Consider the following 16,465-nt stretch of genomic DNA (forward strand, 5'->3'; position numbering starts at 1 on the left):
CGGGACCGGGTCATCGTTGTTTTGAAAGGGGGAGCATGATGCCGGCTGAGGCTATGCGAGGTTGGACGATATTGATGCTGTCGCCGCTGCTCGTTGCAGCGGCGGAGCTGCCGCGCGGGCTCGATCCGCGCGCGGTGCCCGATCCGTTTCCGAGCACCTATGTCCCGGCGCTGTCGGGGCCGCTCGCAATCGTCGGCGCGACATTGCTGACCGGGACCGGCGCCGAGATTGCTGATGCCACGCTGCTGATGCGCGACGGTAAGGTCGAGGCGGTCGGGCAGGGGTTGGTGCCGCCGCCGGGCTATGCGGTGATCGACGCGCGCGGAAAATGGGTGACGCCCGGGGTGATCGACGCGCATTCGCATCTCGGCGCTTCGGGCTCGCCGTCGACCGCTGCGCATGACGACACCAATGAGGCGACCGCGCCCAACGCCGCCGAAGCGTGGATAGAGCATTCGGTGTGGCCGCAGGACCCCAAATTCCGCCTCGCGCGGGCGGCGGGCGTGACCACGCTGCAATTGCTGCCGGGATCGGCCAATCTGTTCGGCGGGCGATCGGTGACGGTGCGCAATGTGCCGGCGACCAGCGTGCAGGCAATGAAACTGCCCGGTGCGCCGCATGGCCTGAAGATGGCGTGCGGAGAGAACCCCAAGGCGACCTTCGGTGGGCGCGGGCGGGCACCGGCGACGCGGATGGGCAATGTCGCGGGTTATCGCACCGCGTGGATCGCCGCGGCAGACTATGCTCGGCGCTGGGACGCCTGGCGCGCAAAGGGGGCAGGGGAGCCGCCGCGCCGTGATCTGCAGCTCGATACGCTGACGGGGGTGCTGAAGGGCGAGATCCTGATCCAGAACCATTGCTATCGCGCCGACGAGATGACGGTGATGATCGATATCGCACGTGAGTTCGGTTTCCGCATCGCTGCGTTCCACCACGCCAGCGAGGCGTACAAGATCGCGTCGCTGCTCGCGCGCGAGGACATCTGCATCGCGACCTGGGCCGAGGCGTGGGGCGCCAAGATGGAATCGTTCGACGGGATCGAGGAGAATGCCGCGATGATCGAGGCGGCGGGCGGCTGTGCGGTGCTGCATTCGGACGATGGGCTGCTCGGCCAGCGCCTCAATCAGGAGGCCGGGATTGCGATGGCCGCGGGCCGCGCATCGGGTCTGAAGATCGATCGCGGGACTGCGATCAAGTGGATTACGCTCAACCCTGCCAGGGCGATCGGGATCGACCGGCTGACCGGCTCGCTCGAGCCTGGCAAGGCGGGCGATGTCGTGCTGTGGAACGCCGATCCGCTCAGCGTCTATGCGCTCGCCGAGCGGGTGTGGATCGACGGTGCGCTGATGTGGGACCGGGCCGATCCGGCAATGCAGGCGCAGCAGCGCAGCGACATGATGCTCGGCCAGCCGGAGGTGACGCGATGATCGGGCGCAGGAGTGCGTTTCTCGCCTTTCTGATGGCGGCGCCTGCGGCTGCGCAGGACGTCGCGATCGTCAATGCGCGCGTGCTGAGCATGGGGCCGGCGGGCGAGATTTCGCGCGGCACGGTGGTGATCCGTGCGGGGCGGATCGTCGCGGTCGGCACCGGGATCTCGCTGCCGCCGGGCGCGCAGGTGGTCGATGCGGCCGGTCGGGTGGTGACGCCGGGTTTCGTCGCGCCTTACACGACATTGGGGCTGGTCGAGGCGCGATCGGTCGCGGGGACGGACGACCGCGCGTCGATCAGTCCGGCGATCAGCGCGGCGCTCGACGCCGGGGACGGGCTCAATCCGGATTCGGTGCTGATCCCGGTGGCGCGGTTGGGCGGGATCACGCGCTCGATCGTCGTGCCCGGCTATGCCCGCAGCGGGCCGCGCGAGCTGCTGTTCGCGGGGCAGGCGGCGGCGGTGCAGTTTGGCGTGGGCGGGACGATGCTCACCCGGCGCGGGGTGGCGATGGTCCTTGCCATGGGTGAGGATGGCGCGGAGCGCGGCGGCGGATCGCGCGGTGCTGCGCTTGCGCTGCTGCGGGCTTCGCTCGACGAGGTGCGCCTCTATGCGCGGCGGCGCGCGGATTATGAGCAAGGCGCGATGCCGCCATTGTCGCTGTCGCGCGCGGATCTTGAGGCGCTGGTGCCGCTGGTCGAGGGGCGGATGCCACTGCTGGTCACGGTCAACCGCGCGTCGGACATCAGGGAGATGCTGGACCTTGCCCGCGCTCAGGGGCTGAGGCTGATCCTTGAGGGCGCGGCCGAGGGATGGCGTGTCGCGCCGGAGATCGCCGCGGCGAAGGTGCCCGTGCTGCTGACCCCGATCGAAAATGTTCCGGCAAGTTTCGAGATGCTCGGCGCGACGCTGACCAATGCGCGGCGGCTGCATGCCGCGGGCGTGACGATCGCGTTCGAACCCAACGGCCCTCAGCGCGAGCGCGAGCTGCGCCAGAATGCGGGCAACGCTGTCGCCGAAGGATTGCCGCACGCCGCGGCACTGGCGGCGATCACGATCAACCCGGCACGGATCTTCGGCCTTGCCGATCGCATCGGCTCCCTCGAGCCGGGTAAGGACGGCGACGTCGTGCTGTGGGATGGCGATCCGCTCGAGACCACCACGCGGCCGGTGGCGATCTATATCCGCGGTGTCGCCCAGCCGATGACCTCGCGCCAGACCGAACTCAGAGACCGTTATCTAACCCAGTTGAGGAGGGCACAATGAAGATCGATCCAAGTAAATTGCTGATGGTCTATTCGGCGGTGCTGACGGTGGGCGCCGTCGGTATGATGAGTACGGGCGGCGCGGTCGCGCAATCGGGCGGCGCCACGAGTGGTAAGGCCTCGTTCGACACGATCGACGTCAAGCGGATCAACGTCCGCGAGGACGATGGCACGCTGCGCATGATCGTCTCCAATACCAGCCGCTCGCCGGGCATCATCATGCGCGGCAAGGAGCGCCCGCATCCCGGCGGCAACCGCGGCGCCGGCATCATCTTCTACAACAACGAAGGCAGCGAGAATGGCGGGCTGACCTTCAGCGGCCAGCGCGGCCCTGACGGCAAGGCATCGGGCAGCGGGCATCTGAGCTTCGACCAATATGAGCAGGATCAGGTGATCCAGCTCACCCAGAGCGAGCATGACGGGAATCGTTTCGCGGCGATGATCGTCAACGACCGGCCTGACGCGCCGCTCGATTTCGACACCGCCGAACGCGTCTCGAAGATGCCGGCGGGGCCCGAGAAGGATGCCGTGCTGGCCAAGCTGCGCGCCGAAGGATGGGGTGGAAGGCAGCGCTTCTATGCGGGGAAGAGCCGCGACAAGAGTTCGGCTGTGGCGCTGAGTGACGGACTGGGGAGGCCGCGCCTGATGCTGCGGGTTGCGCATGATGGCGCTGCCTCGATCGAGTTCATGGACGAGAAGGGCAAGGTGGTGCGGACGCTGTCGCCGACGCCGTAGGACGGATCGGCACGTTACCTGATCCTCCCCCGCGACGGGGGAGGATCATTTCCGGGCCATACCATATCGCCGGGTCTAGGGCGCGATCAGCCCGCCGGCGTCCGTGACCTCAAGCGCCGGATACTTCGCCTTGAGCGCAGGCAGCCAGACCTTGCTGTCGCCCACCACCAGCACCACCGCCCGCTTGGGGTCGAGGCGTTGCGCGGCTCCGGCCAGCGCCGTTTCACTCACCATGGGTGCGGCGCCGAGCTCGCTGCGCGCGAGCGACAGCGGCGCGCCGGTCGCGACCAGATCGGCAAGATAGTCGCCGAGGCTGGCGGTGCGATCGGTGCGGGTGGTGAGGCCGCGCGCGACCAGATCGCCGCGTTCGGCGATCGCGGCAGCATTCGGCGGCTCGATCGCAAGCCGCGCGAACTGCGCGAGAACGAGATCGACCACCTCGGGCGCGGATTCGGTCTTGGTCTGGGTCGCGGCCATCACATAGCCGGCGCCGCGCCGCATATCGATCTGGCTGCCCGCGCCATAGCTGAGCCCGCGCTTCTCGCGGATCTCCTTGCCCAGCCAGCCGCCCGATCCGCCGCCAATGACGGCATTGGCGACCTGAAGCGCGCGATGGTCGCCAGCGACGCGCGGACCGACCGGCAGCATCGCGACCACCGCGGTCTGCGCGACGCCGGGCAGGTCGACGGCGACGATCCGCGGCTTGGGATCGGGAATGGCGGGAAGGGGAACAGAAACGCCGCCCTGCCACGCGCCGAATGCGGCCTGCGCAAGCGCGGACACGGCGCGCGGGTCGAGCGGCCCCGTCACCACCAGCGTCGCGGTGCGCGGCCCCCAGGCGGCGCGCGCGGCGGTGATGTCGGTGGCATCGACCGCCGCGAGCGATGCCGGGGTGGCGACGCCGCCATAGGGGCTGCCGCCCGCCACGGCCGCGGGAAGCAGCCGCAGCGCGAGCTGGACCGGCTGGCGTTCGCTCACCGTGATCGCGTCGGCCAGCCGGCGGCGTTCGCGATCGAGTTCGGCGGTGTCGCTGGCCGGGCGCAGCATGACATCGGCCATCAGTCCCGCCGCGGCTTCGGCATTGGCGGCCGGAACGGTCATCCGCAGGATCGTGGCGTCGGGGGTCGCGCTCGCCGCCATGCGTGCGCCGAGGCGGTCGAGCGCGGCACCGAACGCAGCGGCGTCGCGCCCGCCCGCGCCGCGCAGCATCAGCGCGGCGGTGAGGTCGGCGCGGCCGGCATGGCCTGCGGGGTCGCTCGAATCCCCGCCCGGCATCACCAGTTCGAGCGTGATCAACGGCAGATCAGTGGACTGAGCGCTGACGAGGCTCAGGCCGTTGGCGAGCTTGCCCTCGGTGATGGCGGGCGGCTGGCGGCGTTGCGGCCCGGGGCCGGGCGGCTGCTCGCGCTCCGCTGCGCTGGCGAAGCTGACCGGCGGGCGCGGCCGGGTCGGTACGTCCACGCCCATCGTGTCCACCGCATTGGGCGAGGTGTCGCCGGTATAGCCGGCCGGGCGCAGCGTTTCGTCCTGATAGCGGATCGTCACGCGGCGGCGGTCGGCGAGCCAGCGGGCGGCGATGCGCTGGACATCGGCCGGAGTCATCGTCCTGATCGCCGTCAGCCGCTTGTCCGCCATACCGGGATCGTCGGCCAGCGTTGCACCGTCGCCGATCAGCAGCGCACGTCCCTGCATCGTCTCACGCGCGGTCAGTGCGTCACCGAGCAGCGCGCTTTTGACCGCATCGAGTTCGGCTGCGCTCACCGGGCGGTCACGCAGCGCGGCAAACTCGATCGCCAGCGCGGCCTCGGCGTCGGCGAGCTTCGCGCCCTTCGCCAAGGTTGTGGTGATGGCATAGGCATGGCCGTCGCGGGTGAGGAAGTTGAATGCGCTGTTGCTTGCCGCAAGTCCCTTTTCGCTCACCAGCGCCCGATTGAGCCGGCCGGTTGCGCCGCGCGTGAGCAGCGCGTCGACCACGTCGAGCCCGGCGGAGTCCGCATCGGCGGCGGGCGGCGCGATCCAGGCGGTGACGATCGCGGGCAGCGGGACGTTGGGCGCATAGGCGTCGACCAGACGCGGCGCGGTGCGCTCAGGCTCGCGCACGGTTGGTACGGTGATCAGCGGCGCGGAGGGTTTGGGGACCGCGCCGAGATAGCGATCGGTCCACGTGTTCAGCTGGGCGGGGTCGAAATTGCCCGCGACCACCACGACCATGTTGTCGGGGCGATAAAAAGCCTCGTGGAAGGCACTGACCTCGGCAAAGGTGGCGCGATCGAGTTCCGCTGCGGTGCCGCCGATCGGGCGGGCATAGGGATGGGTGGTGAAGACGAAGCCGGGGATCAGGTGGTGCAGGATGCGGCCATAGGGCTGGGCGAAGATGCGCTGACGCAGTTCTTCCTTCACCACGTCGCGCTCGGAGGCGTATTGTTTCTCGTCGACGATCAGGTTCCGCAGCCGCTCGCCCTCCATCCACAACAGGCTCTCGAGCCGGTTGGCGGAAGCCGTTGTGGTGTACAGCGTGGTGTCGAACAGGGTGGTGGCGTTCGCCCCCTCGACGAAGCTCGACTGGAATGCGCTTACCCCCTGGGGCAGATTACGCGTGGGTTTGAACATCAGATGCTCGAACAGGTGCGCGAAGCCGCCGCGTCCCTTGGGATCGTCGCGCTGACCGGTCTTGTACCACACATAGACGCTGACCGAGGCCGCCTTGGGATCGCGATGCGCATAGACGGTCATGCCGTTAGTCAGCGTGCGCTTGGTGTAGGCGAGCGGCGGCACCGTGATCGGCCGGGCGGCGACGGGGGCCTGCTGCGCGATTGCCGCAGGCGGCACGAAGGCGGCCGTGGCGAGAAGTGCGGCCAGCATGATCTTCATGGTTTCCCCCTCAATTGTCGGGCCAGAGCGTCCCGAACAGGCGTGCGAAATTGCCGCCGAGAATCTTGTCGATGCGCCGCGCCGGATGGCCGCGCGCCGCGAGGTCGCGGCCGATGTCGAAGAACCGGTGCGGGCTGGTGTAGTCGGGGATCAGGTTGAGCACGTCGGGCGCTTCGCCCGGTGCCGCGATCCCGCGTTTGGCCCGGCTCTCATAGAATTCGCGCTGCGCGGCATAGGCCGCGGCATCGGTGCGCTGCGCGGTGAGCGAACCGTCGGTGCCGATGCCGACGTGCTCCTCGCCACAGACGTTCACGGCATGCTCGATATGGCGGATCAGGTCGTCCGCGCGCGGCTGGCCCGACGCGCGCAGGAACGGCATCAGGTAAATGCCGGCCACACCGCCCTTGTCGGCCATCGCGCGCAGCGTGGCGTCTGCGACGTTGCGCGGCACATCGTTGAGCGCACGGCAGCCGGTGTGGCTGATCGCCATCGGCCGGCTCGCCGCCGCGACCCCTTCGGCGATGGTGCGCGCGCCGCCATGGCTGAGGTCGAGCGCGATCTTCTGCGCCTCGATCTCGGCGATCACGCGGCGGCCATAGTCGGAGAGGCCGGCGTCTGCGCGTTCGATCGCGCCATCGCCGGCGAGGTTACGGGTGTTGTAGGTGAGCTGGATCATCCGCACGCCCGTCGTGCGGAACAGTGCGACATGGGCGAGGTCGCCCTCGAGCGGGCTGGTGTCCTGGAAGTTGCAGATGATCCCCAGCCGACCGCTGCGCTTCGCTTCGATGAGATCGGCGGCGGTGCGGACGAGGATCAGGAGTTTCGGGTGGTCGAGGCACATCTGCGCAACGCGTGCGACCTCGGCTACTGAATCGTGGAACTGGCCGGGGCCGCTGCCGACGCGGCCGACGGTCATGCTGATCGCGGTCATGCCCGCGGCTTGGATCGCGGCGATCACTTCTGGCGTCATGCGCTGCCCGCCGCCGGTCGAACCCTGCGCGTCGATCACCGTCGCGCGGGCATAGTCGCGCTCGTCCCAGCGCGGCGGCGCAGCACCGATCAGCGCACTTGCGGCGAACGCCGCACTGCCACCGAGGAACGTCCGCCGCGTCGTCACTCGCAGCGTCCACGGCGCGGGGCGAGACCGGCGGCGACCGCGAGCGCATCGCCGTCGAACAGCGTGCCCTGCTTGATCACCAGCGCTGCGCAGCGCACCGCGCCGATCCGGGCGAGCGGGTCGCCGTCGAGCAGCACGAGGTCGGCGCGCTTGCCCTTGGCGATCGACCCGGTGGTCGCATCGAGCTTCATCACCCGTGCTGCGCCGAGCGTCGCGTTGTAGAGAACATCGGCGGGGGAGAGACCCGCAGCAACGTGAAGCTCGAGCTCGCGCGAATAGAGCGTCGCACCGCCATCGGTGCCGTTGACCACCGGGACGCCGGCATCGTGGAGCCGCTTGAGCAGTTGCTGCATCCGCGTGAACGACGCGCGGTACTGGGTACGTTCTTCAATGGTCTTCGCGCGCCCACCAGCGCGTGCGCCACGCAGCGATGTCGCCGGCATCCGCGACGCCCAGGGCGTGGTCGCGCGGGCCATCTCGCCCTTCCAGCCGGTGAACATATTCTCGAAAGTGACCAGCGTGGGGTCGACCACGGTGCCGGCCGCCTTGAGCCGCGCGACGAATTCGCGGGCGGCGGGGCCGTCGGGGTCGATCTCATGGCCGCGGGTATAGGCGTCGATGAAGCGCGACGGGGTCTGGCTGCGCGCCAGCACTTCGGGACCCAAGAAGCTCAGCAGCCACATATTGCCATGCTGTATCTCGTCATAGCCGAGCGCGACGGCGTCCGTGGCGGTCAGGCCGGAGGGCAGGTGCCCGCCGACGCGCATCGCTTTGGCATGCGCGCGGGCGATCGCGGCACGCGCGGCCTCGACGGGGATCGAGCTGTAGAGTTTGACCATCGGATAGCCGAGCGCGGCGAAGCGATCGACCTCGGCCTCGGCTTCGGCCGGGGTGGTCACCAGCGATTTGGTGGGGCCGGCAAAGGGGCCGCGCCCGTCGATCAGCCCGGCCTTGAGCACATGCGGGCCGAGCAGCACGCCGCTGTCGAACTGATCGGTGATCTGCTTGAGCGGCACCGGGTCATTACCGAGATCGCGGGCGGTGGTGACCCCGGCGGCGAGCGCCATCACCCCCTCCTCGGACCCGAGCACATGGACGTGCATGTCCCACATCCCCGGGATCAGCACGCGCCCGCGCGCGTCGATCACCCTTGCGCCGGCGGGTGCCGCAATGCTGCCATCGGCGCCGACCGCTGCGATCGTGTTGCCGCGGACGAGCACGCTGGTGCCGGGCCGCAGCGCTCGCGTCTCGGCATCGAACAGCCGCGCGCCCGTGATCAGCACCCCGGCCGGGTTGTTCTGCGTCAGCCGCTTGGCGGTCGCACGCGCCGCTTGCTGGAACGCGTCGGCCTCGGCGGCGAGCAATGCCGTCTGTTCGGCTTCATGACCTTCGCGGATCACGCCGATCCAGTTGCTGCCACTGGCGAAGAGCTGGCGATCGCCGTCAAGCCAGATGCCCGAAGGCGACATGCCGAGCCCGTCGATCGCATAGAGCGTCGCCGTCCCGCCGCCGGCGATCGGACGTGTGGCGAGGCTGCGGATTGACGCTTCGCCGAATGGAAGCAGCTTGAGCTTGCGTCCGGGCGCGGCAAGCAGGGCGCGGGCGAGCATCGCGGTCGCTTCGGCATCGCCCTCATTGGCGACATAATAGCCGCCAGCCGGAGCGCTGCCCTGATCGACTGCGCTCGTCCAGGTCGCGCGATCGCGGGTGACGGAGAAAGTCTCGGCGGTCGCAATGCGGCGATAGTCGGTGCCGGAGATTGCGATGTGGACGGGGGCACCGCGTGCGTCGACGCGCACCACCGTCTCGAGATCGGGCCCGCGTCCGCGGTCGCGAAAGGAATAGACTGAGCGCCGCTCTCCCGCTGCGGTTTCGTTCACCCGCAAGCTGCCCTTGGCGGCGCCCGACATGAGGACGGTGTAGCGCTGCTCGGCGGGAGGTGTGGTGCCCGCAAGGCAGAGAGCTGCTCCGACTAGAAGGAGCAATCGCGGCGGAAGAATATGTCCTGGCATCCCCATCACGATGGATGGGGCGCAGGTTTCCGCCATATGGCGGGACGGTACCAGGAATGTGAGCCTCGACCGCCGGCGCGCGCAGGTTCTACTCTGCGGTAGCTTCCTCGCTGTACAGGTTGATCAGCGAGTCCATCAGACCATCGTCGGCGCTGGAACAGACGCCGAGCACCACTGCCTCGTCGCAATTCTCGCCGGTGAGGTAGGCGTGGCCCATGTTCGAATCGATGTAGATCGATTCATTTTCCTCGAGCGTGACCGGATCGTAGAACTCGGTGTGGACGACGACCCGACCGCTGACCACGAAGATGAATTCCTCGCCCGAATGGCGAACGAGTTCGCCGAACTCCGCGACCGATTTGGCGCGGATCCGGGTAAGGACCGGGATCATCCGCTTCCGGCGCAGCTCGGTGCACAGATAATAATAGTCGTAGTTGCTGGTGTTGACCCGGATCGCGCGCTCGAGCTGGCCGAGGCTGCGGCGTGCGGTCACTTGGGGGTCGGGCGCTTCGACATTCTCCGCGAACAATTCGGACATGCGGATGTTGAGACGCTGGCTGAGCTGGAGCAGCTTGTCATAGGTAAGGGTGAGCCGGTCGTGCTCGACCTTGGACAAGGTCGAGACGGGGATGCCGCTGTGTTCGCTCATTTGCTTGAGCGTCCAGCCGTTGCTCGCGCGCAGGTTCTTGAGCAACGTACCAAGTGTTGGTTGCACTGGCTTCATGCGATGCTGCTCTGCTGTTTGCACCGAATTGGCAGCTCTGTAGACAAGATCATTGTATCTCGGTCAGGATGATATCTTATTGTATCGGATGGCAGATTAGCCACTACCGGCCAGCGATGCAATCGAGCGGCCGGACCGGCGGGACGGAACAGCCTGACGATCGCGTCGCCGTTCCCGCTCGGCCAGCGCTGCCATATTCCAATCTCGATGCTCAGTTCTTCGTCGCGCGCGATTCGCGGTTCTGGATCGCCGGTTCGATCCACTCCAGGGTTGAAGGACAGCGTTTCGCCGGAATCGAAGGTTCCGGCGCATCGTTCTGCGCCGGGGCGGTGCAGGCGGCAAATTACGGACATTGTTCGTTGCGATCCCGGCTATCCTCACGGAAGCGAGGGGAGGCTGATATGGCCACGACTCATATCTTCGGCGCGACGTGCGAGGGTTCGGGCGGGCAATCCCGCAGAACAGCGGAGCGCTCCCTTCAACGCGCCATGCGATCTTGCGCGCTGTTCGACCAGTAAACGCGCGCCGTTGGACCAGTAAACGGTCGCGCGCGGACACGGTACGCCGCGGTTATTTCGGCCTTTTTCGAGCGACGTCGCAGTCATCGGCGCAGCGGATCGGGCTATGATCGCCTCGCTATCTGTATGACTGTTTGCATCGTCAGCGGTCCATTTTGAACCCTGCTTGACAATTATCCAATCGGGATCATGATGTCCTAATTAGGATTGGATTCTCTGCTATCAGACTGCCCCATCGCTCGCCTTCAAAGGGCGGGGCGTGGAGGGCGGCGCAAGGGGAGGCATAAATGCGTTCAAAGACAATAGTTGCAGGCTTCGTAGCACTCCTGGGGGCGTTCATCGCGGTGCCCGCACTGACCCAGCAGGGGCCTGGGCCTGCCGCGAAGGTTGCCATCGTGCCGGCGGGAGCGGCTCCTGTGGCCCCCGTGACTTCCCCGAGCGTTCCGCAACTCACGCGTTCCGATGTCGATGCCTGGCTTGATGGGTTCATGCCCTACGCTTTGCGGCGCGGTGACGTCGCCGGCGCCGTAGTCGTCGTGGTCAAGGACGGGCAGGTGCTTACCCAACGCGGGTTCGGCTATTCCGATGTGGCAAAGCGCACGCCCGTCGATCCCGAGACTACGCTGTTCCGCCCCGGCTCGGTCTCCAAGCTCTTCACCTGGACCGCGGTGATGCAGCTGGTCGAGCAGGGGAAGCTCAACCTCGACGCTGATGTGAACCAGTATCTCGACTTCAAGATCCCCCCGCGTGACGGCAAGCCGATCACGCTGCGCAATATCATGACGCACACGCCGGGGTTCGAGGAAGCGATCGAAGGGCTGATCTTCTCCAATCCCCAGGCGATCAAGCCTTTGGGCGAGGTGCTCAAGCGCTGGACACCCGCACGGATCTTTGCACCGGGCGTGACGCCTGCCTATTCCAACTACGCGACCGCGCTGGCGGGCTATATCGTCGAACGGACGTCGGGCATGCCGTTCGACGACTATATCGACCGCAACGTCCTTGGCCGTATTGGCATGACGAAGTCGAGCTTCCGTCAGCCGCTGCCCGCCAACCTCCAGCCGCTGATGTCGAAAGGCTATGCGCTCGGTTCGGGCAAGCCCGAGCCCTATGAGCTGATCAGCCACGCACCCGCGGGCAGCCTTGCTTCCCCCGGCGCAGACATGGCGAAGTTCATGATCGCGCATCTGAACGCTGGTGGGGCATTGCTGAAGCCCGAAACTGCAAAGCTCATGCACGAAACCAAGCTCGATATTCTTCCGCCGCTCAACCGGATGGCGCTGGGTTTCTACGAGCAGAACATCAACGGGCTGCCCGTTGTCGCGCATGGCGGCGATACGCAATGGTTCCACAGCGATCTGCTGCTGTTCACCAGCAAGAATGTCGGCATCTATATTTCGATGAACAGCGCGGGCAAGGACGGCGTCAGCGGTCCGCTGCGCGCAGCAGTTTTCGAGCAGTTCGCCGACCGCTATTTCCCCGCGGCGAACACCGACGGGCGGGTCGATGCGAAGACCGCGGCCGAGCATGCGCGGATGATGGTGGGAACCTATATTTCGAGCCGGCGCGCGGACACGAGCTTCATGCGCGGGCTCGAACTGGCGGGCCAGTTCAAGATCGGGCTCGACGCGCAGGGCGGATTGCTGATCGACGCTGTGCCCGCACTGGGCGGGGCGCCGCGCAAATGGGTGGAGATCGCGCCTTTTGTCTGGCGCGACGCCCATGGGCATGAGCGCTTCGCGGCCAAGGTGGAGAATGGCAAGGTCGTCCGTGTGAGCTTCGATGCGGTGTCGGCGATCATGGTCTGGGACCGTGCGCCCTGGTATCGCTCGACCGCGTGGATCACCCCCGCGCTGCTCCTTAGCCTCGCCGCTCTCGCCGTGACGGCACTCGCCTGGCCGATCGCCGCGATCGTCCGCCGCCGCTATGGTGCGAAGCTCGCGCTGGTCGGGCATGATCGAATGGCGTACCGTCTGGTCCGCGGCCTTTCCGCCGCTGCGGTGCTGACCCTGATCGGCTGGGTCTTCGCGCTCATCACGATGATGTCGAACCTCGAGAATCTGGATGGCAGCTTCGATCCGGTGATCTGGCTCCTTCAGATCGCGAGCGTCGTGGTGTTCTTCGGGCTGCTCGCCGCCGCAGGCTGGAATGCCTGGCTGGCCTGGAAGGGGAAGCGCGGCTGGGGTTCGCGGGTCTGGAGCGTCGTGCTGGTACTCGCAGCGTTCGTCACGCTGTGGACGGCATTGGTGTTCAAGCTGATCAGCTTCGGAACATCCTACTGACCTGAAACTGGGCCGCGCTTCCGGCGAAGCGCGGCCATTTCATTCGATCATTGCCCGATCGGGCACCGTTTTGACGGGGCTGCTTTCGGCAGCGGGTACGGCGTGATCGGCGGGACAGCCGCCGGCGCAACAGGAATGATGGAGAGGACGTTATGCGTTTGTGGAAGACAGCTTTGGCTGGCGCGCTCGCGCTCGTCGCAGGACCGGCGTTGACGCGACAGGCGCCTGCACCGGCAAAGCCGGCGGCAGCGGCGCCCGTTGCGGCCGCCCCTGCGGTGACGGGCGCGCCGCAGCTCACGCGCGCCGATGTCGATGCCTGGCTCGACGGCTATATGCCCTATGCGCTCAACCGCGGCGACATCGCGGGTGCGGTCGTCGTGGTGGTCAAGGACGGACAGGTGCTCAGCCAGCGCGGCTTCGGTTATGCGGATGTCGCAAAGAAGAAGCCCGTCGATCCCGACAATACGCTGTTCCGCCCCGGCTCGGTGTCCAAGCTCTTCACCTGGACCGCGGTGATGCAGCTCGTCGAGCAGGGCAAACTCAATCTCGACGCGGATGTGAACCAGTATCTCGATTTCAAGATTCCTCCCCGCGACGGCAAGCCGGTCACGCTGCGCAATATCCTGACGCACACCGCGGGGTTCGAGGAATCGGCGCGCGGCAATTTCAGCTACAATCCCAAGGGGCCGCCGCCGCTGGGCGATGTGCTGAAGGCGCAAAGGCCTGAGCGTATCTTCGCGCCGGGCACGACGCCTGCCTATTCGAACCACGCCACCGCGATTGCGGGCCATATCGTTGCACGCGTCTCGGGAATGTCGTTCGACGACTATCTTGACCGCAACATCTTCGGCCGGCTGGGCATGACCAAGTCGAGCTTCCGCCAGCCGCTCCCCGCGAACCTTCAGCCGTTGATGTCCAGGGGATATCAGCTGGGTTCGGGTGAGCCCACACCGTTTGAGATGGTCGCGGTCGGCCCCGCGGGCAGCCTCTCGGCGACAGGCGCCGATATGGCCAGGTTCATGATCGCGCACCTCAATCAGGGCGGTGCGCTGCTTCGGCCCGAAACTGCACGACAGATGCATGAGACGAAGCTCACCATTATCCCTGCGGTCAATCGCATGGCGCTCGGCTTTTACGAGCAGAATGTGAACGGCCACTCGGTGATCGGCCATGGTGGCGATACGCTGCTGTTCCACAGCTATCTGTGGATCTTCCCCGGCGACAATGTCGGGGTGTTCGTCTCGATGAACAGCGGCGGCAAGGACGGTGCGACCGGCGCGATCCGCGATGCGCTGCTCTCCGATTTCGCCGATCGCTATTTTCCTGCCGCGAACACCGATGGCCGCGTCGATGCAAAGACCGCAGCCGAACATGCCCGGATGATGGTCGGCACCTACAATAATTCGCGCCGCATGGAGACCAACTTCCTCAAGGTCATGGAGCTTGCGGGTGGACAGGTGAAGATCACGCTCGATGACAAGGGCGGCATCGTTTTCGGCATGATCCCGGGCCTTGGCGGGCAGGAACGCAAATGGGTCGAGATCGCGCCCTTCGTCTGGCGCGATCAGGACAGCAAGCAGCGGCTCGCGGCGAAAGTGGTCGACGGCAAGGTGGTTGCGTTCAGCATCGACATGATCTCGCCCTTCATGGTGTTCGAGCCGGTTCCGGCATCCGAGTCCTCGGCATGGCTGACCCCGGCGCTGCTGCTCAGCCTGCTGGCGCTTGCGGGGACGGCGCTGGCCTGGCCGATCGCCGCGATCGTCCGCCGCCGCTTCGGTGTGACACTGGCGCTCAGCGGCAAGGCGCTGAAGGCGCATCGGCTGACACGGGGCCTCGCCGCGCTCGCGGTGGCGGTGATCATCGGCTGGATGGTGCTGATCAGCGCGATGATGGCCGACTTCACGCTACTCGGTGGACAACTCGATTGGGCCCTGATCCTCCTCCAGACCCTGAGCCTCTTCGGCTTTGTCGGGCTTGTCGCGGCTGCGGGCTGGAATGCCTGGCTGGTCTGGCAGGAGAAGCGCGGCTGGCTCGCGCGGATCTGGAGTGTCGTGCTCGTGCTCGCCGCGCTGGTGCTGCTCTGGGTCGGCTGGGCCTTCCACCTGATCGGTTTCAACCTCGTCTACTGATCCGACGGGAGAGGATCGGCAATGAATGTGCGTTCCAGGCCCTCGCTCGACGTTGCGGTCGACCCGCAGCGGGAGCGTTACGGCCTGGTGCGCCGGGGCGATCCGGGGCGCAAGGGCGGGTGCCCGAAGGCATACCGGATGTTCCGCGTTTGACGTTCCCCAGTCGGGCAACGGCGCCCCGATTGGCTTCAAATAGAATGAATAGGGGAGAGGATAATGGATCTGGAATCTAAGCTTTCGCGGCGGCAGATCGTGCGTGGCGCCACGGCCGCCGCCGTCACCGCGACTGCCTTTCCGATGATCAGTTTCGGCCAGTACCGGCCGAACCCGGCCTCGTCCAAGCTCTACTCCAAACGCGCGGTGGATCTCGTCCGCCAATCGCTGGTGATCGACATGCTGGCGCCGCTCAAGCTGGACTTCCGCCCCGAATATTATGCTGCGCCGCTAAGCGAGAAGGATGCGGCCGATTTCCGGGCGAGCGGCATAACCGGGCTTCACAATGCGGTGGGGATGGGCGGTCCGGATGCTTATGCCGAGACGCTCTCATGGATCGCCGCCTGGCAGGGCTTTGCCGCGCGGAACAGCCATGTCTTTACGCTGGTCGACAAGGCGGCGGACCTCGATCGCGCCAAGAAGGACGGCAAGTGTGCGGTCATCATGGGGCTCCAGAATTCGGAACATTTCCGGACGGCCAGCGATGTCAGGCACTTCTACCAGATCGGGCAGCGCTGCTCGCAGCTGACCTATAACAGCCAGAACATGATCGGGTCGGGGAGTACCGACCGTATCGACGGCGGGATCAGCGACTATGGGGTATCGATCATCAAGGCGATGAACGATGTCGGCATGCTGATCGATGTGTCGCATTGCGGCGATCGCACCACGCTCGACGCCATTGCGCTTTCGCCCAAGCCGATCGCGATCACGCACAGCAACTGCCGTGCGCTCACCGATCATCCGCGGCTCAAGACCGATGAAGCGATCAAGGCGCTGGGCGCCCGGGGCGGGGTGATGGGGATCACCGGCGTCCGCATGTTCGTGAGCGCGAAGGAGCCGACAACGATCGCGAATATGGTCGATCACATTGACCATGTCGTGAAGCTGATCGGCGTGGATCATGTCGGCATCGGCTCGGACGCCGACCTCAATGGCTATGACGACATGCCCGCGGATCAGTACAAGATGCTGAAGGCAGGGTATAAATCGAGCTACGCCTTTCGCGACAAGATCGACACCGACGGCTTCGATCATCCGCTGAAAACCTATGATCTCGCCGAGGAACTGATCCGGCGCAAATACTCGGACGCCAATATTCAGGCGATCCTGGGCGGTAACTTTCGACGCTTGCTGGGAGAGACCTGGGGCTGAACTCCAGGCGCAACACGC

Annotated in this window: 10 protein-coding genes; 6 read left to right on the forward strand and 4 right to left on the reverse strand. The window is 66.5% G+C overall.

Annotation, left to right across the window (positions count from 1 at the left end; genetic code table 11):
• Positions 1-74: 74 nt before the first annotated feature.
• Genes AC07NK_RS16050 through AC07NK_RS16060 form a run of 3 tightly spaced genes read left to right on the forward strand, consistent with a single transcriptional unit; the run spans position 75 to position 3,426 of the window.
• Positions 75-1,427 carry an amidohydrolase gene (locus AC07NK_RS16050; protein WP_495171615.1) on the forward strand — a complete coding sequence of 451 codons (1,353 nt, stop codon included), beginning with the start codon at positions 75-77 and terminating at the stop codon, positions 1,425-1,427.
• Entirely contained in the window at positions 1,424-2,692 is a 1,269-nt protein-coding gene (locus AC07NK_RS16055; RefSeq protein ID WP_495171616.1) for an amidohydrolase family protein, read from the forward strand. Before AC07NK_RS16050 ends, AC07NK_RS16055 begins: the two co-directional genes overlap by 4 nt.
• The gene (locus tag AC07NK_RS16060; RefSeq protein WP_495171617.1) at positions 2,689-3,426 is read left to right on the forward strand and encodes a hypothetical protein; all 738 of its coding nucleotides are present in this window, start codon (positions 2,689-2,691) and stop codon (positions 3,424-3,426) included. The genes AC07NK_RS16055 and AC07NK_RS16060 overlap by 4 nt, the downstream gene beginning before the upstream one ends.
• Positions 3,427-3,501: 75 nt before the next feature.
• Here the strand turns inward: AC07NK_RS16060 and AC07NK_RS16065 are convergent, their stop codons facing one another.
• From AC07NK_RS16065 to AC07NK_RS16080, 4 genes are all read right to left on the reverse strand, one after another.
• Positions 3,502-6,297, reverse strand: a complete 2,796-nt coding sequence (locus tag AC07NK_RS16065) for a M16 family metallopeptidase (protein WP_495171618.1) — start codon at positions 6,295-6,297, stop codon at positions 3,502-3,504.
• A gap of 10 nt (positions 6,298-6,307) precedes the next feature.
• The gene (locus AC07NK_RS16070; protein ID WP_495171619.1) at positions 6,308-7,414 is read right to left on the reverse strand and encodes a dipeptidase; all 1,107 of its coding nucleotides are present in this window, start codon (positions 7,412-7,414) and stop codon (positions 6,308-6,310) included.
• Positions 7,411-9,399 (reverse strand): amidohydrolase family protein, encoded by a 1,989-nt coding sequence (locus tag AC07NK_RS16075; protein ID WP_495171620.1) that lies wholly within the window; start codon positions 9,397-9,399, stop codon positions 7,411-7,413. The genes AC07NK_RS16070 and AC07NK_RS16075 overlap by 4 nt, the downstream gene beginning before the upstream one ends.
• Positions 9,400-9,514: 115 nt before the next feature.
• On the reverse strand, positions 9,515-10,150 hold the full coding sequence (locus AC07NK_RS16080) for a helix-turn-helix domain-containing protein (RefSeq protein WP_495171621.1): 636 nt from the start codon (positions 10,148-10,150) through the stop codon (positions 9,515-9,517).
• Positions 10,151-11,093: 943 nt separating this feature from the next.
• Between AC07NK_RS16080 and AC07NK_RS16085 the strand changes: the two genes are divergently transcribed.
• The 3 genes from AC07NK_RS16085 to AC07NK_RS16095 all read left to right on the forward strand — a co-directional run bounded on the left by AC07NK_RS16085 (position 11,094) and on the right by AC07NK_RS16095 (position 16,447).
• Positions 11,094-12,950: a serine hydrolase domain-containing protein gene (locus AC07NK_RS16085; RefSeq protein WP_495171622.1), complete on the forward strand. Its 1,857-nt coding sequence runs from the start codon at positions 11,094-11,096 to the stop codon at positions 12,948-12,950.
• Between the two features lie 152 nt (positions 12,951-13,102).
• On the forward strand, positions 13,103-15,079 hold the full coding sequence (locus AC07NK_RS16090; protein ID WP_495171623.1) for a serine hydrolase domain-containing protein: 1,977 nt from the start codon (positions 13,103-13,105) through the stop codon (positions 15,077-15,079).
• Between the two features lie 216 nt (positions 15,080-15,295).
• Positions 15,296-16,447 (forward strand): dipeptidase, encoded by a 1,152-nt coding sequence (locus tag AC07NK_RS16095; protein WP_495171624.1) that lies wholly within the window; start codon positions 15,296-15,298, stop codon positions 16,445-16,447.
• Positions 16,448-16,465: the final 18 nt, after the last annotated feature.

This window comes from Sphingomonas sp. GW821-FHT09B04 (assembly GCF_059418285.1).